A 22,807-nucleotide genomic window follows, 5' to 3' on the forward strand; every position below is an offset into this window, starting at 1 on the left:
CAATATTTTAGAAATGAAAAGAGGGAAAGAAAATGAGTGAAGTTCAGATTTTAGAAAGCGTACAGCAATTTATGGCACGTCAACATGGACATTTTATTGATGGAAAATTAATTGCTGCCGAGCATTTAGATAAAGTGGATATTGTAAATCCATCGACTGAACAGGTTGTTGCTCAAATTAGTATAGGCAGTCAACAGGACGTGGAAAGTGCCGTGAAAAGTGCTGAACATGCTTTTCAAAATGCTTGGGCTGAAACAACACCGTATGAACGTGGCGTTAAACTGAACAAGCTAGCCGATTTAATTGAGCAATATGGTGAAGAACTTGCACAGCTCGAGACGTTATCTACTGGAAAACTTATCAATATTTCAAGACATCTTGAAGTCGCACAATCCGTTATTTTCTTGAGATATTTTGCTGGTTGGGCAACCAAAATTAATGGTCAAACCATGCAGCCCTCTATTCCTTCTATGCAAGGTGAAAAATATACAGCCTTTACTTTAAGACAACCAGTGGGTGTGGTTGCAGGTATTGTGCCTTGGAATTTTTCACTCATGATTGGTGTTTGGAAAATCGGTTCAGCTTTAACAACTGGCTGTACCATTGTGCTTAAACCAAGTGAGTTTGCCAGCTTATCTTTATTACGTTTAGCTGAACTTGCCATTGAGGCAGGTATCCCAGCTGGTGTAATTAATGTGGTTACGGGTAAGGGCGATACAGGGCAATATTTAATTGAGTCGCCACTCGTTAAGAAAGTCTCGTTTACAGGTTCAGTGCCCACAGGTATTGCGATTGGTAAACTCGCGATGAGCAGTGATTTAACCCGTGTCAGTCTAGAGTTGGGTGGTAAAAATGCCATAGCCGTTTTGGCTGATGCAAATATCGATGAGATTTTACCAACTTTGTTGCAAGCAACTTTTGTGCATCAAGGTCAAGTTTGTGCATCCCCAGAGCGTTTTTTTGTACACCGTACAAAATATGATGAACTTGTCGAGAAACTCTCTAAAGCACTCTCGCAGTTCAAAATTGGATCGGCTATGGATGAAGGAAGTATGTTTGGTCCACTCTCGAATCAGCCACATTTTCATAAAGTAAAACATTATTTAGATATGGCTAAAGCCAACAACCAGATTATTGCAGGGGGTGAGGCTCTAGATCAGACAGGATATTTTGTACAGCCGACTTTAATTTCCTTTAAAAATACGGATGATCCTTTATTTTCTGAGGAAACCTTTGGTCCGGTAGTTGGGGTAATGTCATTCGAAACTGATGAAGAACTCATTCAACTGATGAATCAGTCGCGCTTTGGTTTAACCGCTAGTATCTGGACAAATGACTTATCTAAAGCTTTGCGTTTAATTCCTAAAATTGAAGCAGGGACCTTGTGGGTCAATATGCATACGTTCTTAGATCCATCTGTTCCATTTGGCGGGGTAAAAGCTTCAGGAATTGGCAGAGAGTTTTCAGATGCATTTATTGAAGATTACACTGAATTAAAATCGGTCATGATTCGGTATTAAGTTTCTACGAGATATAAAAAATGGCCTTTATAGGCCATTTCTTTTGAATCATTAAATTAACCTAATAAAAAATCTTTTAAGATTTTATTAAAAGCTTCTGGTTGTTCTACATTGGAAATATGAGAGGCATCTATTTCTGCAAGTTTTGATTGTGGAATGCGTTGCTGCATAAATTCACCATCTGCAACTGTAGTGACTGGGTCTTGAGTTCCAGCAATTACCAATACAGAAATTTTAATGTCTTTTAACTGCTCACGGACATCCGCTTTAGCCAAAGCCTCACAACAATTGGCATAACCCATTGCGCTGCCAGCACTTAAGTCGTTACACAGGTTGTTGACAATTGAAGCATGACTTTGGATAAAGGGATCTGTAAACCATCGCGAAGCTGCTGTAGCTGCGATCGGTTGTAAACCTTGCTCACGTACTAATTTTGCACGGTCAAGCCATGCCTGTTCTTGTCCAATTTTAGCGGCAGTATTTGCCACAACCACATGACTAAAACGGTCAGGGTAGTGAATTGCAAGCCATTGACCGGTTAAACCGCCCATTGAAATACCACAAAAAGCAGCTTTGCTAATATTCAAATGGTCGAGTAAACGGACAACATCTTCACCTAATTGCTCTACAGTGTATGGGCCGTCAGGCGTAGATGATGAACCGTGACCACGAGAGTCATAGCAGATCACAAAAAATTGATCTTTTAACTCATTAAACTGTTTTTGCCACATGCCATAATTCGTTCCCAAAGAATTGGAAAACACCAAAGCAGGGGAAGACGGTTCACCAAAAGTTTGATAGTTAATTTGTGCATCGGCAGATTGAAAAGATGGCATTTGTTTCTCCTTAAAGTGCTTCAACACGTTCAATAATCAATGCGATGCCTTGGCCTACACCAATACACATTGAACACAAAGCGTAATGACCACCTGTTTGCTCAAGCTGGTTTAGGGCTGTAGTCACTAAGCGTGCACCTGATGCACCAAGTGGATGGCCTAAAGCAATGGCACCACCATTTGGATTTACCTTGTCAGAATCATCTGGCAAGCCTAAATCACGGGTGACGGCTAAAGCTTGGGCAGCAAAAGCTTCATTCAGCTCAATCACATCCATCTGATCTAAAGTCAGGCTGGCTTGTTTAAGTAGTTTTTTAATGGCTGGCGCCGGAGCAAAACCCATAATCCGTGGTTCTACACCCACCGCTGTTGAAGCAATGATCTTGGCACGTGGTTTTAGGTTATAAGCTTGAACTGCCTCATCAGAAGCAATCAGTAGAGCCGCAGCGCCATCGTTAATACCTGAAGCATTCCCCGCAGTGACTGAGCCATCCGCTTTGACAACAGGCTTAAGTTTGCTCAAAGCTTCAAGTGTAGTTGATGCACGCGGATGCTCATCAGTATCAATCACAACAGCATCACCCTTACGCTGAGGGATTTCAACTGCCACGATTTCTTTAGAAAAAAAGCCTTTGGCTTGCGCGCTTGCGGTGCGTTGTTGGCTCACCAAGGCAAACTGGTCCTGATCTGCACGATTCACGTTAAACTGTTCAGCTACGTTTTCGGCAGTCTGGGGCATGGTGTCTACACCATACAATTCTTTAAGTTTAGGATTAATGAAACGCCAGCCCATGGTGGTGTCTTCAATCTTCTGGCTACGGCCAAAAGCACTGTCTGACTTACCCATTACATAAGGTGCACGGCTCATGCTTTCTACACCACCTGCAATCACCAAGTTCGCTTCACCTGCTTTGATAGCACGGGCAGCAATGGCAATCGCATCGAGTGAAGAACCGCACAAACGGTTAATGGTGGTTGCTGGTACTTGATACGGTAAACCTGCAAGCAATGCTGACATACGGCCGACATTACGGTTATCTTCACCGGCTTGGTTGGCACAGCCATAGATCACATCATCGACCTGTTCCCAATCTACATTCGGGTTACGTTGGATTAAAGCTTTAATCGGCACAGCGCCAAGGTCATCGGCACGGACAGGTGCAAGGCCACCGGCATAACGGCCAAATGGAGTACGGATGGCATCGATGATATAAGCGTTTTTCATTCTAACTTTTGTCCTTTACTTCAGGCCTTTTTAGCCATTCTCCGTAAGTATTTCGTGGTGGCGACAGGGATGTCGCTGTGTTGCTCAGCACAACAGGGAGGTTGTGTCTGAGTAACAAAGGTTTTTGGTTACTTTTTTAAAAAAGTGACACAAATTAGCTGGTGGCATCTGGCTTAAACAGATAAGACCCCGTTGTGATGATTTATAAATTTTCATATCAACGGATAACATCACGGCTGTAATCTACTGTGATATCCGTAGGTCTGTTGTATAAGCGATACCTTACTTTTGAAAGGTCAAAAGTAACAAAAACCTTTGCTGAACAGAGGAGGCTTCCTTGCCACCCTGTCCAACGGGCGACATCCATGTCGCCTGTCACGATAGTGAATGCTGTAATAGATTTTTGCTATGCAAACCTTACCCTTGAGTCGCATCAATCAAAGTTGCACCAGTCAAAGCCTGTAACTCATCAAAGCTAAGACCTTCCACTTTCTCAATCACCTTTAAACCATCTTTAGTCACGTCAATCACACACAGGTCAGTGTAAATACGATCAACACAGTGTTTACCCGTAACTGGATAGCTCAGCTCAGCCACAATCTTCGGTTCACCTTGCTTAGTCACATGGTCTGTAGTGATAAATACTTTTTTAGCACCTACAGCTAAATCCATCGCACCACCCACCGCAGGAATCGCATCCGGTGCACCCGTGTGCCAGTTCGCCAAGTCACCATTCGCAGCAACCTGAAAGGCTCCAAGCACAGCAATATCAAGGTGACCACCACGCATCATCGCAAATGAATCGCCATGGTGGAAAAAGCTGCCACCTTCAAGCATGGTCACAAACTCTTTACCTGCATTAATCAGTTCAGGGTCTTCTTCACCGGCTGCTGGCGGTGGGCCAAAAGCTAACAGGCCATTTTCAGAATGAAGAAAAATATCTTTATCGTTAGGTAAGTAGCTTGCAATCTTGGTTGGTAAACCAATGCCTAAGTTTACATAGGCGCCATCTGGAATATCTTGTGCCACACGTTTTGCAATCTGGTCACGGCTGAGTTTCTGGTAGCTCATGTTATTTCTCCTTATTGCTTACTGTGCGGGCTGTACTTGTACAACGTGCTGTACAAAAATACCTGGGGTGATGATGTGCTCTGGATCTAGACCACCTAGCTCAACCACTTCAGAAACCTGAACAATCGTGACATCCGCCGCCATGGCCATAATCGGGCCAAAGTTACGGGCAGATTTACGGTAAACGAGATTGCCCCAGCGATCGCCCTTGTAAGCTTTAATCAAGGCAAAGTCAGCTTTAATCGGATATTCAAGTACGTAATCTTTACCATCGATCTGGCGGGTTTCTTTGCCTTCAGCTAAAAGTGTTCCAAAGCCTGTTGGGGTAAATACAGCACCAAGTCCCATACCAGCAGCTTGAATACGACAAGCCAGATTACCTTGTGGAACCACTTCAAGCTCGACCTTTCCGGCACGGTACAATTCATCAAACACATAAGAGTCTGATTGGCGTGGGAAAGAGCAGATTACTTTTTTAACTGAACCAGCTTTAAGCAGTTTAGCCAGACCATAATCACCATTACCGGCATTATTACTCACAATAGTAAGGTCTTTAACACCGAGTTCAATTAGTCCGTCAATGAGTTCAGCGGGTTGTCCTGCGGTACCAAAACCACCAATCAGAATGGTTGCACCATCTTTAATCTGCGATAGTACCTCGCTAAGAGAGGACTTACTTTTGTCAATCATGTGAGAAACCTTAGAGCATGAGGTAAGGTGATGTTATTACTACCGCTAAAAATTTATTTAAATTCTTAATGGTAGTAATAAATGGAATAAATTTTGTGAGTCAAAAGCGAACTTTTAACTCACATACACTTTCAATTAAGCGCTAGCGCGACGACGTTCAACTTCAGTTGAAGGAGCTGCAGCGGCATCTTTAACAAGTTCGATGTTAAATGTGATGTGTTTGAAAGCGTGATCTAAACCACGGCGTTGGATTTCAGCTGGGTCAGTTACATCAACTGCTGTTGCCACTAAGCCATCACGAGTTGCGAAAGCAAAGTCGTCCCATAAGTACTCATCACCCTCAATGTTGAATTGAGTTGTAAGCTTGCGGAAACCTGGTGCAGAAACGAAGTAGTGAACGTGAGATGGACGGTTACCATGACGGCCTAATTTGTTAAGAAGGGCCTGAGTTGTACCTTCTGGCGGGCAACCATAACCTACAGGCATAGTGGTTAATGCAACATATTTACCATCTGCATCAGTCAAAATACTACGGCGTAAGTTAAAGTCAGATTGAGACTTATCAAAGAATGAATAGTTACCTAAACTGTTGGCATGCCATACTTCAACTTTAGCATTTTCAATGATATTGCCATCAGTATCGGTTACCGTACCTTCAATAATTAAGGTATCAATTTTGCCAGACTCTGTACCATCATCCATACGTGCAAAACCAACAGTTTCAGGCGCGCCAGCTACATAAAGTGGGCCTTCAATGGTACGAGGTGTGCCACCACTAACGCCAGCTTTTGCATCGGCTTCATCTGCACGTAAGTCAAGATAGTGCTCTAAACCTAAGCCAGCTGCTAAAAGACCAAGTTCGTTTGCTTGACCTGCGTCTGTGAAATATTCCAAACCTTTCCATACTTCTGAAGGTTGGATGTCTAAGTCTTCGATGGCTTGAAATAAATCCCCGAGAAGGCGCACTACAATTTGTTGAACACGTGCATCTACTTCGCCTTTTGCAGTGTCGACATTCATTTGTTTTACAAGCGCATCAATTTGTTGACGGTTCATACTAAAACTCCTTAAGTATGCAATACGGTTTTGGGTGGCAGCGCTGCGGGCATGTTGTTTTGCTAGCGAATAAGTGCCGCCACGTTCCTTGTTACCTTCTGAATAAATATATTCACTTTTTGAATGTGCTTCCGACCACACATTCAAACTATTTTCTTAGATTACGAATCATCATCACGAACGGAAGAAGGGTGGCGATTCATTGCCATCACTTCGATGTTCATGTAAGGATAGAGAGGTAATCCTTGTAAAATGTTGTGCAACTCTTCATTGCTCTCAACATCAAAAATACTGATGTTTGAATACTGGCCTGTAATGCGCCAGATATGACGCCATTTACCTTGACGTTGTAAGTCTTGCGAATAGGCTTTTTCAACGGCCTTAATTTCATTTGCTTTGTCGGCTGGCATATCAAGTGGGATATGCACATCCATACGTACATGAAATAACATGGGAAACTCCTTATCCTGTTGCCTTAACGACGTAACTTCTCGACTTTCTCTTCATCAATTTCAATGCCTAAGCCTGGAGCCGTTGGCAAGTGCAATTCAAAGTTTTCGTAACGTAGCGGTTCTTTCAAAATTTCTTCGGTAAGCAATAACGGACCAAATAATTCAGTACCAAACGCTAATGTTTCAAAGGTTGCAAATGCATGAGCAGAAGCAATGCTACCTACAGGGCCTTCAAGCATAGTGCCGCCATAAAGATCGATTCCAGCCAAACCTGCAATCTTGGCAACTTCGCATGCCTCGATCAGACCGCCTGATTGTTCAATCTTCACCGCAAATACATCTGCACCATGACTTTTTGCAATACGGTATGCGCTGTCAGGACCAGTTAAAGCTTCGTCCGCCATGATTGCGACATCAAAACGACGTGTTAAACGCGCAAGTGCTTCAGTATTTTGAATAGCACAAGGCTGTTCAATTAAATCAATCCCGCCATCTTGTAGCTGTTGAATACCTTGAATACATTCCAGCTCTGACCATGCACGATTTACGTCAACACGTACACTAATATCTGCACCTAGTGCTTTTTTAATTGCAATCACATGATCAACATCGTGTTGCAAATGGCGTGCACCGATTTTGAGTTTGAACGTGTTATGACGTTTCAACTCAATCATTTTTCGAGCTTCGGCAATATCTTTTTCTGTGTCGCCAGACGCGAGCGTCCAAAGTACAGGTAAACTATTACGCAGACGGCCACCTAAAACTTCACTTAATGGCACGCCTAAACGTTTTGCCTGAATATCAAGTAGAGCGGTCTGAATGGCACATTTCGCGAAACGGTTACCATTAATATTCTTACGAATCAGTTTTAGTGTTTGAGCAACATTTAAATCTTTAACTGATGCGAGTAATGGTGCAAAGTAAGTATCAATATTGGCTTTGACACTTTCAGGACTTTCTTCACCATAGTTCAGTCCACCAATGGTGGTCGCTTCACCCCAACCTACAATACCATCCGTGGTCGTAATTTTAACGAGCACCAAAGTCTGAGTACGCATTGTAGTCACAGACAACTGGTGAGGACGGATAGTTGGAATATCCACAAGTATGGTTTCTATGGTTCTATACATGAAGTTTCAACTATTACGAACTTGTTTACATACCATAGAAGAATGTAATAGCCTAAAATAGATATAGAACGGTATTTTAAGATACTAAAAAGGTATATTAATGGAATTAAGACATCTACGTTATTTTGTTACCGTTGTGGAAGAACAAAGTCTGACTAAAGCGGCTGAGAAGCTTTTTATTGCCCAGCCACCACTCACGCGTCAAATCAAAAAACTAGAAGAAGAATTAGGCATTGATTTGTTTGTGAAAGGATCGCGTCCATTAAAAGTGACAGAAGCAGGGCTGTTTTTTTACCAACATGCCGTTCAAATTTTAACGCATACCGCTCAAGCTGCTTCGATGGCTAAAAAAATGAAGTTGGTAGAGAACATTGTGAAAGTTGGCTATGTCAGTTCACTTCTGTATGGGCGTTTACCACAGGTCATTTATCTATTTAGACAAAAGAATCCTGACATTCATGTCGAGCTTATTGAATGTGGCACAAGAGATCAGGTTGAGGCTTTAAAGTTAGGTAAAATCGATTTAGGTTTTGGTCGCTTACCCATTAGTGATCCAGCGATAAAAAGGCTTTTACTTCGCAAAGAAAAATTAAAACTCGCGATTCATAAAAAGCATCCATTAAGTGAATTTCAAGATTCAGGAATTTACCTATCTCAAATTATCAATGAGACGATTTTTTCTTACCCAACGACACCTAAGCCTAATTTTTCGACCACTATTCAAGCTTTATTTACCAAATTAGGTTTAATCCCAGCCAAGCTGACAGAAGTACGAGAAATTCACATGGCGCTTGGTTTGGTGGCATCGGGCGAGGGTATTTGTATTATTCCAGAAAGTGCTTGTGATATTGGAATGAAGAATCTAACTTATTTAAATATCTTAGATTTTGAAGCTTATAGTCCCATTTCTCTCTCTATGCGAAACATGGACCAAAGTTCTTATATTCCTAAAATTTTAGATTGTATTGAAGAGATCTATAGCCAAGAAGAAGTATCGAGAAATCTAAATTTATAACTTTTTAATACGTTTTAAATTGAATTATCATGTTATTTTAAAACTTTAAAATTATAGGTAATATTTAAAAGGGATTAATAGATGAGAAAAATTTTAGGCGCAGCTTCTCTCATTATGTCTACCTGTGTTGTACATGCTGAACAATTAAATGAACAAGAAAAAACTTCTCCATATAGCGCGAATGTTACTTTTGCTAGCCAATATATTTCACGTGGGTTTCAACAAACTTGGGGTAAACCTACTTTGCAAGGTGGACTAGATTATGCCAACCCGAATGGTTTTTTTGTCGGGACTTGGGCATCAAGTGTGAGCTCTAATTATTTGCGAGATGCTTCAGTTGAATGGGATTTTTATACAGGTTATTTAAAAACAATCGATAAATTTTCAATTGGGATGTCAGTTTTTTACTACTACTACCCAGGCGCGAAAAGTACACCAGAAACGGGGAGTAGCAGTTATAACTATGGTGAAATTGTGCCTCAAATTGGCTATGGTCCTTTAAGCCTCAAATACTTTGTGACTTACACACCAGATTATGCTGGATATAACTCTAAAACCATGGGTGGACCTGCTGGTAAAAGGTCGAGAGGTTCAAGTTATTTAGATCTTAACTTTACCCAGCCTGTCAGTGATACTTGGACTTTTGGCGCTCACTATGGCTATGAAAGAATCAAAAACTTTTCAGAGTCAAACTTTCAGGATGTTAAAGCCGAGCTAATAAAAGATTTAGGCGATGGCTGGACTACAGGATTGGCCTATACCAAAGCATGGGATAAAAATGACTACTATAAAAAGTATAGTAATGGAGAATCTGGTGCGCCTGTTTCAAATCCAATTGATTCGACTTTTACAGTCTCAGTTAAAAAGGTATTCTAATTTATAAATAAAAAAGCCTGATGACTTTATTTGGAGTGATCAGGCTTTAAATAATGAATATATAAAAATCATTTTTTTATTAAATCGTAAGCCATTTTTGTGTCGTCAAGCTGAACAAGTGAAGCATGGCGAGCCGAGAGCGGATCTTTATTTTCAATTGCTGTCAAAATTGCTTTGTGTCTAGGTAACGAATGGCCTTGTAAATTTGGGCGTAGACTGGTGACTTGAATCGATTGCTGCAAAGGTAAAACTAACATTTTTGACATATAAGCCAATAAGTCATTATGGGTTGCTTTGGCAATTGCCAAATGAAATTGAATATCTGGCTCGATAAATTCTTCAACTGTTGTCGCTTTTTCCATCCCATCATAGGCATGTTTAATACGTTCAATATCTTCTTCGTTGGCCGTACTTGCGGCAATATAGGCTAACTCTGGTTCCAACACGCGTCGTACGGTAGAAAGGGTTTTAAAAAACTCATGTTCAGGCGTGGTTTGAATTAGCCAAAACAATACATCCGGATCGAGCAAATGCCATTCGTCTTTCGGCCTAACCACCGTTCCGATTTTGGGTCTTGAGTAAGTTAAGCCTTTAGCGTTTAAAACACGGATTGCTTCGCGAAAGACAGGGCGGCTGACTTTATATTCCTCACATAAATCAACTTCACTTGGGAGTTTTTCATTTTCTGAAATTTCTCCAGAAACAATTTTTAATCCCAATTGTTGAACAATTAATGCATGTTGGCTTTTGCTTGGAATAGGATTTTTATAGTCAGCTTTACTCATATTTCACTATTACGACATGTTGAATATCCTATGGTATAGATGACCTTGTGTTTTAACAAGATCATCTTTTTCAAGAATAAATATTAATGAGAATGACGTGGAACTTCTGAGCCACGGCAACCGACCAAGAAATCAAAATCACAGCCTTCATCGGCTTGTAAAACATGTTCTACATAGAGTTTGCGGTAACCGCCAATAAAACTTGGTGGAGCTGGTGGTGCTAAATTTTCAAGACGTTGCTTAAGTTCTTCATCACTCACTTCTAGGTGAAGTTTTCCAGCATAGGCATCAAGTTCAATAAAGTCACCATTTTGAACTACAGCCAAAGGCCCACCCGCCATAGCTTCAGGGGCAACATGTAAAACCACCGTGCCATACGCTGTTCCACTCATCCGTGCGTCGGAAATACGAACCATGTCGGTAATACCTTTAGCTAAAATCTTTGGTGGTAGCCCCATATTTCCGACTTCTGCCATGCCCGGGTAGCCTTTAGGGCCGGCATTTTTCATCACAAGGATACAAGTTTCATCGACATCTAGATCTGGGTCATTAATGCGGGCTTTATAATCATCGAAGTTTTCAAATACGACTGCTCGACCACGGTGTTTCATTAATTCCGGTGTGGCGGCAGATGGTTTAAGCACCGCACCTTTAGGCGCTAAATTACCGCGCAAAATACACATACCGCCATCTTGTCGAATTGGATTATCTATTTCCCGAATCACTTCATCGTTATAAATAGGTGACTGTTGGCAGTTTTCCCAAATGGTTTGACCGTTTACGGTTAAAGCCTGTGGATGTGGTAAGAGATTGGCTTCACCCATGCGTCGAATCACGGCTGGCAAGCCGCCGCTATAATAGAACTCTTCCATTAAAAAACGACCTGAAGGCTGTAAGTCAACAATGGTTGGCATGCCACGGCCGACACGGTTCCAATCATCAAGTTGTAAATCAACCCCAATACGTCCGGCAATTGCTTTTAAATGAATGACTGCATTGGTTGAACCACCAATAGCTGCATTGACTTTAATGGCATTTTCGAAAGCTTCTTTGGTTAAGATTTTAGAAAGGCGTAAATCTTCATGAACCATGTCAACAATACGCATGCCAGAAAGATGAGCCAACACATAACGGCGCGAATCTACCGCTGGAATGGCTGCATTGTGTGGTAAAGAAGTGCCTAGGGCTTCAGCCATACACGCCATTGTAGAAGCCGTGCCCATGGTATTACATGTACCAGCTGAGCGTGACATACCAGATTCGGCAGATAGAAATTCATTTAAATCAATTTTTCCTGCTTTTAACTCTTCATGCATTTGCCAAACGATGGTGCCCGCACCAATGTCTTTACCTTTGTGCTTACCGTTAAGCATGGGGCCACCTGTTACTACAATGGCTGGAATATCACAGCTTGCGGCACCCATTAATAATGCAGGTGTAGTTTTGTCACAGCCTGTTAGTAACACCACACCGTCAATAGGATTACCACGAATAGCTTCCTCAACATCCATACTGGCTAAGTTGCGGGTAAACATGGCGGTAGGGCGTAAATTCGACTCACCATTTGAAAACACTGGAAACTCAACAGGGTAGCCGCCCGCTTCTAAAATCCCTTTTTTTACATGTTCTGCAATTTTTCGAAAATGAGCATTACATGGGGTGAGTTCAGACCACGTATTACAAATTCCAATAATCGGTTTGCCTTGAAACTCATGATCTGGAATTCCTTGGTTCTTCATCCAGCTGCGATACATAAAGCCATTTTTATCCGTTGTACCAAACCAGGCAGCCGAACGAAGAACTTGTTTGTTATTCATACAAATTTCCCTATATAGTATTACTATTAGAATTAATTAAATTAAAAATACACCATAAATTTTATTTTTAAAAGGTTTGAAATTTAAATAGTATTACTATATTTTAAATTAAAAGGATAATTTACGAGCAAGATGCTCTATAAGTAAATAATAGGAAATGGAGTCGAACATGGATTTCGAAAAGGATGTAATACGGACGGTCACGTTTAAGCTGATACCTGCATTAGTCATACTATATCTGGTGGCATACATCGACCGTGCCGCTGTCGGATTTGCCCATTTGCATATGGGTGCCGATGTAGGAATTGGTGATGCAGCCTATGGTCTAGGAGCTGGCTTATTTTTTATTGGATATTTTCTTTTTGAAGTTCCAAGTAATTTGCTTTTAGACAAATTTGGTGCTCGTAAATGGTTTACCCGCATTTTATTAACATGGGGCCTCATCACCATGGTCATGGCGCTTATTCAAGGCCCTAAAAGTTTTTATCTCTTAAGGTTTTTACTCGGTGTAGCAGAGGCGGGTTTTTTCCCTGGTGTTTTATACCTAATTACGCAGTGGTATCCGGTGCGGCATCGCGGAAAAATTATGGGAATGTTTGTACTTTCACAACCGATTGCCATGATGATTGCGGGGCCTTTAGCTGGTCTATTACTTGGAATGGATGGCATCGCAAACTTACATGGTTGGCAATGGTTATTCATTGCAGTCGGCTTACCTGCAGTTTTATTAGCTCTACCGACATTCCTGTGGCTGCCCGATAACATTGACAAAGTAAAATGGTTAAGCATTGAACAAAAACAATGGCTTAAAAATGAACTTGTTAAAGATGAAGCCGAATATGACCAAACCCGACATGCCAATCCATTGCATGCCTTAAAAGACAAACGCGTACTTTTATTAGCACTCTACTATTTACCAGTAACTTTAAGTATTTATGGTTTAAATCTCTGGTTGCCTTCTATTATTAAGCAATTTGGAGGTGGTACTGATCTTCAAATTGGCTTCTTATCTAGCATTCCCTACGTTTTTGGAATTATTGGACTCCTCATTATTCCGCGTAGTACTGACCGCCTGAACGATCGTTACGGACACTTAAGTTTTCTGTATGCACTAGGTGCTTGTGCAATGTTTTTAAGTGCTTGGCTAAATTCTCCAGTCATGCAGTTGGCAGCTTTGGCTGTAGTTGCGTTCTGTCTATTTTCATCGACTGCCGTGTTTTGGACATTACCGGGTCGTTTCTTAACGGGTGCAAGTGCAGCGGCTGGTATCGCCTTAATTAACTCTGTTGGAAATTTAGGTGGCTATGTCGGGCCATTTGGTATCGGACTTTTAAAAGAATACACGGGAAATATGGCTGCTGGTTTGTATTTCTTATCTATCGTCATGCTTTTTGGTCTGATTTTGACTTACATCGTCTATACCAAGCTAGAACGTCAAAAAACACAAACAGTGAATATTCAAAAGCCTTTGTAAGGAATAAAACATGCAAATTATTCAATTTGAAAATCGTGCAAATCAACGTGCCGTCGCCAAAGTAGAAGGCAACATGGCATATCCGGTTAAAGATATTCAATCGGTTCGTGATTTAGCACTTTTAGCAATCCGCAATAAAGTTTCATTGGAACAACAAGTTGAGGCGTTAGGGTTTGAGTCCGAAACTTATGATTATTCATCTTTATTAGCAAACTTAAAGGTACTGCCGCCTTTAGACCATCCAGACCCAACGCATTGTTTAGTTTCTGGTACAGGTTTAACCCATTTAGGTTCTGCATCTGCACGCGACAAAATGCATCAGCAAAATTTAAGCGATGACAGCTCGGTGACGGATACCATGCGAATATTTCAATGGGGATTACAAAAGGGGCGTCCAGCACAAGGTCAGGTGGGGGCACAGCCGGAATGGTTTTATAAAGGCGATGGATCAATTGTGGTAAGACCCGGGGCTGAATTACCTTTACCACCATTTGCCGAAGATGGCGGGGAAGAACCTGAAATCGCTGGTCTATATGTCATTGGAGAAGACTTAAAGCCTTATCGCATTGGGTTTGCGTTGGGCAATGAATATTCTGATCACGTGATGGAACGCCGTAATTATTTATATCTGGCCCATTCAAAATTACGTTTTTGTAGTTTTGGTCCAGCTTTACGAACGGGCGAGTTACCAAAACATTTAGTCGGAACAAGTCGTTTACGCCGTGATGGACAAATTATTTGGGAAAAAGAGTTTTTGTCGGGTGAGGACAATATGTGTCATAGCTTGGCAAATCTGGAATATCACCACTTTAAGTATCAACAATTTTTAAAAGCAGGGGATGTTCATATTCACTATTTCGGTACAGCCACTTTGTCTTTTGCCGACGGTATTCAAGCGCAGGTTAACGACGAGTTTGAAATAGAGATGAAAGAGTTCGGACTTCCACTCAAAAACAAACTTGCCCATACCCAACCAGAGCTACCGATCGGTTCAGTTATCACACTCTAAGGAATATAAAATGGTTATCGGACACAACTTTATTAGCGGTTCACGCAGCGCGCAAAGTGCAAACTTATTAAAAAGTGTGAATGCAACTACGGGCGAATCTCTGCCTTTTGAGTTCCATCATGCAACCGAGCAAGAGGTCAATCAGGCCTGTGAAGCAGCGAGTAAAGCATTTAAGACTTACCGTCATACTTCACCTGAACAGCGTGCAACCTTTTTAGAAAACATTGCTGATGAACTCGATGCATTAGGTATAGATTTCTTGGAAATCGTCTCACAAGAAACAGCTTTGCCACTTGCACGCTTGCAAGGTGAACGTGGCCGTACCAGTGGACAAATGCGCCTGTTTGCCAAAGTGTTACGCCGTGGTGGTTTTTTAGGTGCCCGTATTGATACCGCTTTACCTGAGCGTCAGCCTTTACCTCGACCAGACTTGCGCCAGATTAAAATCGGTGTTGGTCCTGTGGCGGTCTTTGGGGCAAGTAACTTTCCTTTAGCATTCTCAACTGCTGGTGGTGACACAGCTTCGGCACTAGCGGCTGGTTGTTCGGTGGTAGTCAAAGCGCATAGCGGACATATGGCCACAGCAGACTTTGTAGCACAGGCTATTGAACGTGCCGTAGAAAAATCAAATATGCCTAAAGGTGTATTTAACATGATCTACGGTAATGGTGTAGGTGAACCACTGGTTAAGCATCCTTTAATTCAGGCTGTAGGTTTTACGGGTTCATTGCGAGGTGGTCGTGCTTTATGTGACATGGCCGCAGCCCGTCCACAACCGATTCCGGTGTTTGCTGAAATGAGCAGTATTAACCCGATGTTGATGTTGCCTGAAGCCTTAAAAAACCGCGGTGAAAAAATTGCACAAGACTTGGCTGATTCGGTGGTTTTAGGCTGTGGCCAGTTCTGTACCAATCCGGGTTTAATCTTGGGTATTAAATCAGCTGAATTTAGCCGGCTCATTAGCAACCTAACCGACATTATGGGGGCTAAGCCTGCGCAAACTATGCTCAATGCCGGAACCTTAAAAAGTTATACCGCTGGTCTTGAGCACTTAACCGAGCATCAAGGCATCAAGCATTTGGCAGGTCAAACCCAGCAAGGTAATCAGGCGCAGCCACAACTATTTAAAGCTGATGTTGAGTTGTTACTAGCAGGCGACCAGCTTCTGCAAGAAGAAATCTTTGGACCAGCAACAGTGGTCATTGAAGTGGCAGATAAAGCCCAACTTTTGCAAGCGTTACAAAGCATGAATGGTCAGCTGACTGCGACTTTAATTGCAGATGAAACTGACTTAACCGAGTTTGCAGATGTAGTTCCAGTGTTAGAGGAAAAAGCTGGACGATTACTCATAAATGGTTATCCAACGGGTGTTGAGGTGTGTGATGCGATGGTACACGGCGGGCCATACCCAGCAACTTCAGATGCCCGAGGAACTTCTGTTGGAACCTTGGCAATTGACCGTTACTTAAGACCTGTGTGTTACCAAAACTATCCGCAGAGTTTATTGCCAGAAGCTTTAAAAGACAGCAATCCATTGCAGATTTTAAGATTGGTGAATGGTGAGATAACCAGAGAAGCTATCTAATCAATTAAAAAAAGAGACCACAAACTGGTCTCTTTTTTATTCTTGTTTTCTATCCCTAAGGATACTGTTCAAAAGTCTACATAAAGTTATTTTGAAAGAATTTTATTTCTTTTATTTGCATTTAAATAAGCCTGAAGTAGTTTTAAACCGATTGAAGGTGGAACTATTAGAAAGCCTATCTCATTTAAACTGGCATATTTGTTGCTTAATTCAATACATCTGGTCAGACCAGTCAGACAATGTATTAAATTGGAGCGGATATGCAACTCGAAACTTTTAATCAATTAGCTTCTAGCCAGGCTCGGCTGATCTTACAAGCCTGTGTGCATATCCCGACTTGGGTTTCTGAATTGATCCAGAAACGTCCTTATTCCTCTAAAGAACAGCTTTATCAGGCAGCAGATGAGCAAGCTGCTACTTGGCAATGGTCGGAAATTTCTGAAGCGTTGGCTAAGCATCCACGTATTGGCGAGAAAAAAGCAGCGGCAGTTTTGTCCGGAAAAGAACAGCAATTCTCCCAACGTGAACAAGCACAGATAGAAACAGATGCTGTATTACAACTAGCTCTATATCAGGGCAATTTAGATTACGAGTACAAATTTGGACATATTTTTCTGATTCGTGCCTCAGGACGTTCCGGGCAACAGATTTTGTCTGAGTTACAACGTCGTTTAGTAAACACAGTGGAGCAAGAGCAAACCGAAGTGAGGCAGCAACTAAGTAAAATTGCACTTCTTCGCTTAAATCAGGAGATTCAATAATGGCGGGTATCAGCACACATATTTTAAATGCATCACTCGGCCAGCCAGCAACTCAAGTATTGGTGAAGTTATTTGAGGAAACGAGCCATGGATATATTTTAATCGATGAACAGTTCACTGATGCAGATGGTCGTATTCCAGCATTCAATGTCAACTCATTTATTCGTGGTCATTATCAATTGGTTTTTGAAGTGGCGGATTATTTTAAGGCCCTAAATACCAATAGCTTTTACCCGAGAGTCTGTATTGATTTTAAAGTCAATGATATTCACCAGCACTATCACGTGCCTCTATTGATCAGTCCTTTTTCATATTCAACATATCGTGGCAGCTAAATCAACCCAAGCAATATGGACATCATGAATTTAATTTGAGGAACTAACCCATGCATCAAGACAATATAAATCCAGAACGAGATCCACATATCTCAGCAGAACATCAATATTTAGGGATGAATAAAAACATCTTATATGGTTTGCAGCATGTGTTGACCATGTACGGTGGAATTATTGCACCGCCATTGATTATTGGTGCAGCTGCTGGTCTAGATGCTTCAGAGATTGGCTTATTGGTGGCTGCCGCCTTATTTGTGGGAGGCCTCGCCACAGTTATACAAACCATTGGTTTTAAATATTTCGGTGCAAAACTACCGATTGTGCAAGGGGTGTCTTTCGCAGGGGTTGCCACTATTTTGGCAATTGTGAGTACCGGTGGTGGTTTGCCATCTGCATTTGGTGCTGTGATTGTCGCATCTCTAATTGGTTTGTTGATTACGCCATTCTTTGCAAAAATTATCCGCTTCTTTCCACATGTGGTCACAGGGTGCGTCATTACCATGATTGGTATTTCGCTCACACCTGTTGCGATCCGCTGGATTATGGGGGGAAACCCGAAAGCTGAAAATTGGGGAGATCCGACTAATACAGGTTTGGCGGTAATTACGCTAGCGATTGTGATTATTTTTAGTATATTGCAAAATCAGATTTTGCGCCGTCTTGCGATTCTTGCAGCAATCGTTTTGGGTACAGTAATTGCCTATATTGCAGGCTTTACTGACTTCTCAAGAGTAAGTACAGGTCCTATTTTTGCTTTTCCAAGTTTCTTCCATTTTGGTTCTCCTGTATTTGAATTTTCTGCCATTCTTTCCATGGTCATTGTTACTTTGGTAATCATGACTGAAACCACGGCCGATATTATTGCGATTGGTGAAATCGTTGGAACTAAAGTTGATTCAAAACGAATTGGTGATGGTCTACGTGCAGATATGCTATCGAGTGCAATTTCCCCAATCTTTGGTTCATTCATGCAAACCGCCTTTGCTCAAAATGTAGGTCTGGTTGCAATTACAGGCATTAAAAGCCGTTTTGTAGTGGCAACGGCTGGTGGAATTTTAATTATCTTGGGCTTATTACCTGTTATTGGCCGCTTTGTTGCATCAATTCCGATGCCAGTTTTAGGTGGAGCAGGCATTGTATTATTCGGTACTGTTGCTGCCAGTGGAATACGAACTCTAGCCAAAGTAGATTATAACGATCATAAAAATCTGATTATTGTGGCTACTTCACTCACAATCGGCATGATTCCAATTGTAAACCAAGAGTTTTATGCGCAATTTCCGACATGGGTAAAAACCCTATTACATTCAGGTATTAGTTCTGCCTGTATCACTGCCATTTTGCTCAATATTATTTTTAACCACTTACCGTTTAGCAAAAAGTCCGTTGATGTTGCAACTACGCCCATAAATTCAGGGCATTGATCGACACCGGTTAGGAATTAGACATTCTAATTTAACCACATTTTCATTCGCAAAAATTTAAAGGTCGCTTATTCAATGATGAATAGGTTAGGGGGATTTTGACTTTAAAAAGGTCAAAAACAGGTCTTTTGAAAGACCATAAGCGACTTTTAAACCAAATCTTACAGGGGAATTTTATGAGAAATTTTAAATTAAAATCAGCATTACTTATGCTGAGCATGGCTACTACTGTGCCGGTATGGGCTGCTGATACCAGTCTGAATGGCCTATTTAATCTAAAGCAGGATTGTCAGACGAGTAATGATGCAATGGACCGTATAGGGGCAGCATTTGCGTGCGGCAGTATTCATGGGGTAGTTAAATCTGCATATTACTCACTTAATAATGGCTATTTTGTGAATAATTTAAATCAGGATACGACCGTCATTGGTGGGTATATTAAATATGAAACAGCTCCTTTTTATGGCATACAGGCAGCTGTGGGATACGACATACAACGCCGACTGGATGATAAAAATGAAAATGATGAAGTGCCAGAATTAAAAGAAGATAGGGATGGTCTAGCAGAAGCTTATGTAAGCTGGAAAAACGATTTGGCTAGAGTGACGATTGGTAACCAGCGGCTAAATTTACCTTTTATGGGCGATTATGCTGACCGTCGTGTATTGATGTTTTTATATCAGGCCGCTGATGTACAGATCGGGAATAATTATGATTTTTTACGACTCACTAAAGTAAATAAATATAAAAGTTATGGCGAAGATGAATTCAATAAAACTTCTCGTCAAAATTCAAATGTGGAAACCAATGGGGTTTGGTCGGTTGGTGCAGGCAAGCGCTTTAATTTAGCCAATGATAAAAGTTTAAAAACGCAATTTTGGTATCAAAATTATGATGACTATACTCGTCTACTCTATACCCAAGCTGATTTAGTAATTCCAAAGCTTAATTATAGTCCTGAATTTTCAATCCAGTATATTTCAGGTAAAGATCAGGGCAAAGCACTTGCTGGAGAGGTTAATAGCCAAATTTTCGGTGTACAGGCTGCGTTTAAGGTTATGCCTGCCGCCAGTCTAAAAGTCGCGTATAACTATATAAAACCAGATCAGGGCAGTTATTTGAATGGGGCATTATTAACACCCTATGCAGCTAAAACCTCTTCAGGTGAACTTTTTGCGCAGCCATTTTTCACCAGTACTCAAGATTTAGGTGCAGGTAATGCATTGATGTTGTCTTTAGAAGGTAAATTGACAGATCAGTTGATAGCTGGCGCGCGTTATTCATTTATGGACTTAAAAGAGTCGGAAAATGTCGCGAGTCGAAATCAATCTGAATACATGTTGTTTGGTATTTATAATTTTACGGGAGCTTTAAAAGGTTTTAGTGTCAGCAATTTTGCAGGTATCCAAACATCACCACGCTATGACAAAAATTTCTTGCAAAACCGTTTTGCTCTGTCTTATAAGTTTTAACTGTGTTTTATAGCATCGAGTGCATATTTAAATATAAATATGCACTTTTTTTATGGGTTAAAAAAAAGCCCCCTATAGAGGGGGAAAGTATTTAAATATCTAGTCGAGAGGATTGCCGATAATATTACTGATGATCCCTTGCATGATGTGAGTACCTTGTTCCTGATATAAAGATTCATACCACTCTTGGGTGATTTTCGGGTCTTTCATGTGTGTCACATCGCAACGTTTTCGGGCTCTTAACACCATTTCCTTAGTACGATCATTGCGTTTGTTTTGATAGCGGTTCAAAGCATCTTCCAAACCAAAAGTATTGATTTGTAAGGCACGAGAAAGATAAATCGCATCTTCCATGGCTTGGCAGCCACCTTGTCCAATATCCGGAGTAGTACTATGGGCAGCATCACCTAAGAGCACAACACGTCCTTTATAGAAATTCATAAAAGGCTCGATATCATGAATCTCGACACGATTGGTTTTTTTCTCATCTAAACGCTCAATGAGTTTTTGTACTGGTTCACACCAACCACTAAAATGCATTTTAAGGTCTTGCTTATAATGTTCACGCTGATTTGACAGTCCAGCCTCAAGCGGTACATCAAAAAAGAAATAGAAACGATTTTGTGCAACGGGCATGAGTGATACACGTTTACCTTCACCAATATATGTGGTCCATTGCATGGCTGGTGCAATCTGCTCATCAATATCAACCAAGCCATTCCAATTTACATAGCCAGCATAGCGACGTTCAACTTGATGGCCCAATACAAACTGCCGCGTAAGTGAATGTGTACCATCTGCACCAATCAATAGATCAGCTGTAATTTGCGAACCATCCTGAAAATGTATGGTGACATCATTTTGATGAGCTTCAATTGCAGTCATTTTCATACCGAGTTTGATGTCTTCCAGACCAAATTGCTGCATTAATAATTGTTGTAGATCAGCTCGAGCGACAGGATAGGCACGTTGGCCTACTTCTTTATATAAAGGTAACAAACTAAATTGAGTCATGGTTTGTTGGTTAAGGCCATCAAGATATGCTAAAGACTCCATTTGTCCACCTAGTTTCTGGATTTGATCCGTTAAACCAAGATAGTTGAGACACTTAACACCATTTGACCAAAGTGAGATGGCAGCTCCAACAGGTAATATTTCGGCTGCTTGCTCATAGATTGTGACCTGATGACCAAATTTTTTTAAAGCGATACCAGCAGTTAAACCGCCCATACCTGCACCTACAATCGCGATATTCATTGTTCAGATCCTAAGTATTTAAGTAAGTTTCTAAACGGTTCTAAGCGAGAAGTGTGCCAATTTTATTAACTGGTTTTACTGGTCATACCAGTAATATTGCCTCATTAAAAAGCAATCTTAATAAAGTGGTATTGATGTGGTTCAAAGTATGGAGCAAAGTAGTGCATAGCACTACAAATTTGGAATTTATGATTATATTGCGCTGTTATGTCTGGAAAAATACACACCAGCACGCTGTGCGGCACCAATAATATGTGCTTGCATAGCTTTTTCAGCTGCTGCTGAGTCCTGATTAAATAAAGCTTCCAGAATTAATTCATGTTCATGAATGGTTTTAAATGCCAGATTGGGTTGAACAAAGGGTAGGATCTGACTCTTTTTAATCCAGTCAGTATGTATTTTAAGTGTTTGAATAATCGATTGATTATGACTAAGTTCAATAATATGTTGATGAAATGCATAATCGAATTCAGAGGCTGCTTGCCAGTTTTGTTCTTTGATTGCACTTGCTAATGATTGGTAATGTTGCTGTAAGATGGATTTATCATCTTCAGTTAAATACTCACATGCGAGAAGTGCGCAAAAACTTTCTAGTACATAGCGTAATTGATAGAAATCTTTAAGTGATACACGATGTTCACCATCCCATTGTTCTGCGGCTTGGCTATGCTGTGAAATAACGTAAACACCTTTACCTGCTTTGATTTCTAATAGACCTAAAGCGGCGAGGCGGGTTAATGCTTCACGTAAAGAAGCACGGCTGATTCCTAATTGAATGGCAAGCTCACGTTGTGAGGGTAAGGCAGACCCGACTGCATAAGTATTTTGTTGAATGCGTTGATAAATGATTTCCACCGCTTGCTCAGTCACCTGAGATGATTTTCCATTGAGCATAGCTTGTGGACTCATAAGCAACACACCGTAAATATATAAATAAATAATTTGATTCTACACAAAATTTATCTATTTGTTGGTGCGCGTGCTTGAAATTAGCCGTATTTTTAATAACAGATCAGA

General features: G+C 41.0%; 21 protein-coding genes. 10 read left to right on the forward strand and 11 right to left on the reverse strand.

What is annotated here, in order from left to right; genetic code table 11:
- Positions 1–32: 32 nt before the first annotated feature.
- The gene (locus K6I41_RS08135) at positions 33–1,520 is read left to right on the forward strand and encodes an NAD-dependent phenylacetaldehyde dehydrogenase (RefSeq protein WP_250375580.1); all 1,488 of its coding nucleotides are present in this window, start codon (positions 33–35) and stop codon (positions 1,518–1,520) included.
- A 56-nt stretch (positions 1,521–1,576) separates the two neighbouring features.
- Here the strand turns inward: K6I41_RS08135 and pcaD are convergent, their stop codons facing one another.
- From pcaD to K6I41_RS08170, 7 genes are all read right to left on the reverse strand, one after another.
- Positions 1,577–2,356: a 3-oxoadipate enol-lactonase gene (gene pcaD / locus K6I41_RS08140; RefSeq protein ID WP_250375581.1), complete on the reverse strand. Its 780-nt coding sequence runs from the start codon at positions 2,354–2,356 to the stop codon at positions 1,577–1,579.
- Between the two features lie 10 nt (positions 2,357–2,366).
- Complete coding sequence (pcaF, locus tag K6I41_RS08145) at positions 2,367–3,581, reverse strand: 3-oxoadipyl-CoA thiolase (protein ID WP_250375582.1); 1,215 nt, start codon at positions 3,579–3,581, stop codon at positions 2,367–2,369.
- A gap of 417 nt (positions 3,582–3,998) precedes the next feature.
- Positions 3,999–4,652: a 3-oxoacid CoA-transferase subunit B gene (locus K6I41_RS08150; protein WP_004792017.1), complete on the reverse strand. Its 654-nt coding sequence runs from the start codon at positions 4,650–4,652 to the stop codon at positions 3,999–4,001.
- Positions 4,653–4,670: 18 nt separating this feature from the next.
- Positions 4,671–5,342, reverse strand: a complete 672-nt coding sequence (locus tag K6I41_RS08155) for a 3-oxoacid CoA-transferase subunit A (protein WP_013197703.1) — start codon at positions 5,340–5,342, stop codon at positions 4,671–4,673.
- A 135-nt stretch (positions 5,343–5,477) separates the two neighbouring features.
- On the reverse strand, positions 5,478–6,398 hold the full coding sequence (gene catA / locus K6I41_RS08160) for a catechol 1,2-dioxygenase (RefSeq protein ID WP_016137995.1): 921 nt from the start codon (positions 6,396–6,398) through the stop codon (positions 5,478–5,480).
- A gap of 161 nt (positions 6,399–6,559) precedes the next feature.
- On the reverse strand, positions 6,560–6,850 hold the full coding sequence (gene catC / locus K6I41_RS08165; RefSeq protein WP_005069136.1) for a muconolactone Delta-isomerase: 291 nt from the start codon (positions 6,848–6,850) through the stop codon (positions 6,560–6,562).
- A 23-nt stretch (positions 6,851–6,873) separates the two neighbouring features.
- The gene (locus K6I41_RS08170; RefSeq protein WP_005305941.1) at positions 6,874–7,980 is read right to left on the reverse strand and encodes a muconate/chloromuconate family cycloisomerase; all 1,107 of its coding nucleotides are present in this window, start codon (positions 7,978–7,980) and stop codon (positions 6,874–6,876) included.
- Between the two features lie 100 nt (positions 7,981–8,080).
- Between K6I41_RS08170 and K6I41_RS08175 the strand changes: the two genes are divergently transcribed.
- A complete protein-coding gene (locus tag K6I41_RS08175) occupies positions 8,081–8,995 on the forward strand; it encodes a LysR family transcriptional regulator (RefSeq protein WP_250375583.1) in 915 nt (304 codons plus the stop codon).
- 81 nt (positions 8,996–9,076) lie between these two features.
- The gene (locus K6I41_RS08180) at positions 9,077–9,871 is read left to right on the forward strand and encodes a TorF family putative porin (RefSeq protein ID WP_250375584.1); all 795 of its coding nucleotides are present in this window, start codon (positions 9,077–9,079) and stop codon (positions 9,869–9,871) included.
- Positions 9,872–9,939: 68 nt separating this feature from the next.
- On the opposite strand, the gene K6I41_RS08185 is transcribed toward K6I41_RS08180, so the two are convergent.
- Both K6I41_RS08185 and K6I41_RS08190 read right to left on the reverse strand, forming a co-directional pair.
- The gene (locus K6I41_RS08185; protein ID WP_009388335.1) at positions 9,940–10,656 is read right to left on the reverse strand and encodes a FadR/GntR family transcriptional regulator; all 717 of its coding nucleotides are present in this window, start codon (positions 10,654–10,656) and stop codon (positions 9,940–9,942) included.
- 83 nt (positions 10,657–10,739) lie between these two features.
- Complete coding sequence (locus K6I41_RS08190) at positions 10,740–12,473, reverse strand: IlvD/Edd family dehydratase (protein WP_250375585.1); 1,734 nt, start codon at positions 12,471–12,473, stop codon at positions 10,740–10,742.
- Between the two features lie 169 nt (positions 12,474–12,642).
- On the opposite strand from K6I41_RS08190, the gene abaQ reads away from it, so the two are divergent.
- From abaQ to K6I41_RS08225, 7 genes are all read left to right on the forward strand, one after another.
- Entirely contained in the window at positions 12,643–13,947 is a 1,305-nt protein-coding gene (gene abaQ / locus K6I41_RS08195) for a multidrug efflux MFS transporter AbaQ (protein WP_250375586.1), read from the forward strand.
- 10 nt (positions 13,948–13,957) lie between these two features.
- On the forward strand, positions 13,958–14,956 hold the full coding sequence (gene araD1, locus K6I41_RS08200) for an AraD1 family protein (RefSeq protein ID WP_250375587.1): 999 nt from the start codon (positions 13,958–13,960) through the stop codon (positions 14,954–14,956).
- 10 nt (positions 14,957–14,966) lie between these two features.
- Entirely contained in the window at positions 14,967–16,541 is a 1,575-nt protein-coding gene (locus K6I41_RS08205; protein ID WP_250375588.1) for an aldehyde dehydrogenase (NADP(+)), read from the forward strand.
- Between the two features lie 260 nt (positions 16,542–16,801).
- The gene (gene uraD / locus K6I41_RS08210) at positions 16,802–17,302 is read left to right on the forward strand and encodes a 2-oxo-4-hydroxy-4-carboxy-5-ureidoimidazoline decarboxylase (RefSeq protein ID WP_250375589.1); all 501 of its coding nucleotides are present in this window, start codon (positions 16,802–16,804) and stop codon (positions 17,300–17,302) included.
- Positions 17,302–17,637: a hydroxyisourate hydrolase gene (gene uraH, locus K6I41_RS08215; protein ID WP_250375590.1), complete on the forward strand. Its 336-nt coding sequence runs from the start codon at positions 17,302–17,304 to the stop codon at positions 17,635–17,637. The genes uraD and uraH overlap by 1 nt, the downstream gene beginning before the upstream one ends.
- Before the next feature lie 50 nt (positions 17,638–17,687).
- Complete coding sequence (locus tag K6I41_RS08220) at positions 17,688–19,061, forward strand: nucleobase:cation symporter-2 family protein (RefSeq protein ID WP_250375591.1); 1,374 nt, start codon at positions 17,688–17,690, stop codon at positions 19,059–19,061.
- A 176-nt stretch (positions 19,062–19,237) separates the two neighbouring features.
- Positions 19,238–20,533 (forward strand): hypothetical protein, encoded by a 1,296-nt coding sequence (locus K6I41_RS08225; RefSeq protein WP_250375592.1) that lies wholly within the window; start codon positions 19,238–19,240, stop codon positions 20,531–20,533.
- Positions 20,534–20,632: 99 nt separating this feature from the next.
- Here K6I41_RS08225 and hpxO read toward each other — a convergent pair whose 3' ends face one another.
- Positions 20,633–21,790, reverse strand: coding sequence for an FAD-dependent urate hydroxylase HpxO (gene hpxO / locus K6I41_RS08230; RefSeq protein WP_250375593.1), 1,158 nt, complete (start codon positions 21,788–21,790; stop codon positions 20,633–20,635).
- Between the two features lie 192 nt (positions 21,791–21,982).
- Positions 21,983–22,699 (reverse strand): FadR/GntR family transcriptional regulator, encoded by a 717-nt coding sequence (locus K6I41_RS08235; protein ID WP_192835646.1) that lies wholly within the window; start codon positions 22,697–22,699, stop codon positions 21,983–21,985.
- Between the last annotated feature and the right edge of the window lie 108 nt (positions 22,700–22,807).

This window comes from Acinetobacter sp. AS23 (genome assembly GCF_023612055.1).
GTDB classification, from domain to species: domain Bacteria; phylum Pseudomonadota; class Gammaproteobacteria; order Pseudomonadales; family Moraxellaceae; genus Acinetobacter; species Acinetobacter oleivorans.

Coding starts and splice junctions, on each gene's coding strand:
- K6I41_RS08135 (WP_250375580.1), top strand. CDS start 33: ATGAGTGAAGTTCAGATTTTAGAAAGCGTACAGCAATTTATGGCACGT.
- pcaD (WP_250375581.1), bottom strand. CDS start 2,356: ATGCCATCTTTTCAATCTGCCGATGCACAAATTAACTATCAAACTTTT.
- pcaF (WP_250375582.1), bottom strand. CDS start 3,581: ATGAAAAACGCTTATATCATCGATGCCATCCGTACTCCATTTGGCCGT.
- K6I41_RS08150 (WP_004792017.1), bottom strand. CDS start 4,652: ATGAGCTACCAGAAACTCAGCCGTGACCAGATTGCAAAACGTGTGGCA.
- K6I41_RS08155 (WP_013197703.1), bottom strand. CDS start 5,342: ATGATTGACAAAAGTAAGTCCTCTCTTAGCGAGGTACTATCGCAGATT.
- catA (WP_016137995.1), bottom strand. CDS start 6,398: ATGAACCGTCAACAAATTGATGCGCTTGTAAAACAAATGAATGTCGAC.
- catC (WP_005069136.1), bottom strand. CDS start 6,850: ATGTTATTTCATGTACGTATGGATGTGCATATCCCACTTGATATGCCA.
- K6I41_RS08170 (WP_005305941.1), bottom strand. CDS start 7,980: ATGTATAGAACCATAGAAACCATACTTGTGGATATTCCAACTATCCGT.
- K6I41_RS08175 (WP_250375583.1), top strand. CDS start 8,081: ATGGAATTAAGACATCTACGTTATTTTGTTACCGTTGTGGAAGAACAA.
- K6I41_RS08180 (WP_250375584.1), top strand. CDS start 9,077: ATGAGAAAAATTTTAGGCGCAGCTTCTCTCATTATGTCTACCTGTGTT.
- K6I41_RS08185 (WP_009388335.1), bottom strand. CDS start 10,656: ATGAGTAAAGCTGACTATAAAAATCCTATTCCAAGCAAAAGCCAACAT.
- K6I41_RS08190 (WP_250375585.1), bottom strand. CDS start 12,473: ATGAATAACAAACAAGTTCTTCGTTCGGCTGCCTGGTTTGGTACAACG.
- abaQ (WP_250375586.1), top strand. CDS start 12,643: ATGGATTTCGAAAAGGATGTAATACGGACGGTCACGTTTAAGCTGATA.
- araD1 (WP_250375587.1), top strand. CDS start 13,958: ATGCAAATTATTCAATTTGAAAATCGTGCAAATCAACGTGCCGTCGCC.
- K6I41_RS08205 (WP_250375588.1), top strand. CDS start 14,967: ATGGTTATCGGACACAACTTTATTAGCGGTTCACGCAGCGCGCAAAGT.
- uraD (WP_250375589.1), top strand. CDS start 16,802: ATGCAACTCGAAACTTTTAATCAATTAGCTTCTAGCCAGGCTCGGCTG.
- uraH (WP_250375590.1), top strand. CDS start 17,302: ATGGCGGGTATCAGCACACATATTTTAAATGCATCACTCGGCCAGCCA.
- K6I41_RS08220 (WP_250375591.1), top strand. CDS start 17,688: ATGCATCAAGACAATATAAATCCAGAACGAGATCCACATATCTCAGCA.
- K6I41_RS08225 (WP_250375592.1), top strand. CDS start 19,238: ATGAGAAATTTTAAATTAAAATCAGCATTACTTATGCTGAGCATGGCT.
- hpxO (WP_250375593.1), bottom strand. CDS start 21,790: ATGAATATCGCGATTGTAGGTGCAGGTATGGGCGGTTTAACTGCTGGT.
- K6I41_RS08235 (WP_192835646.1), bottom strand. CDS start 22,699: ATGAGTCCACAAGCTATGCTCAATGGAAAATCATCTCAGGTGACTGAG.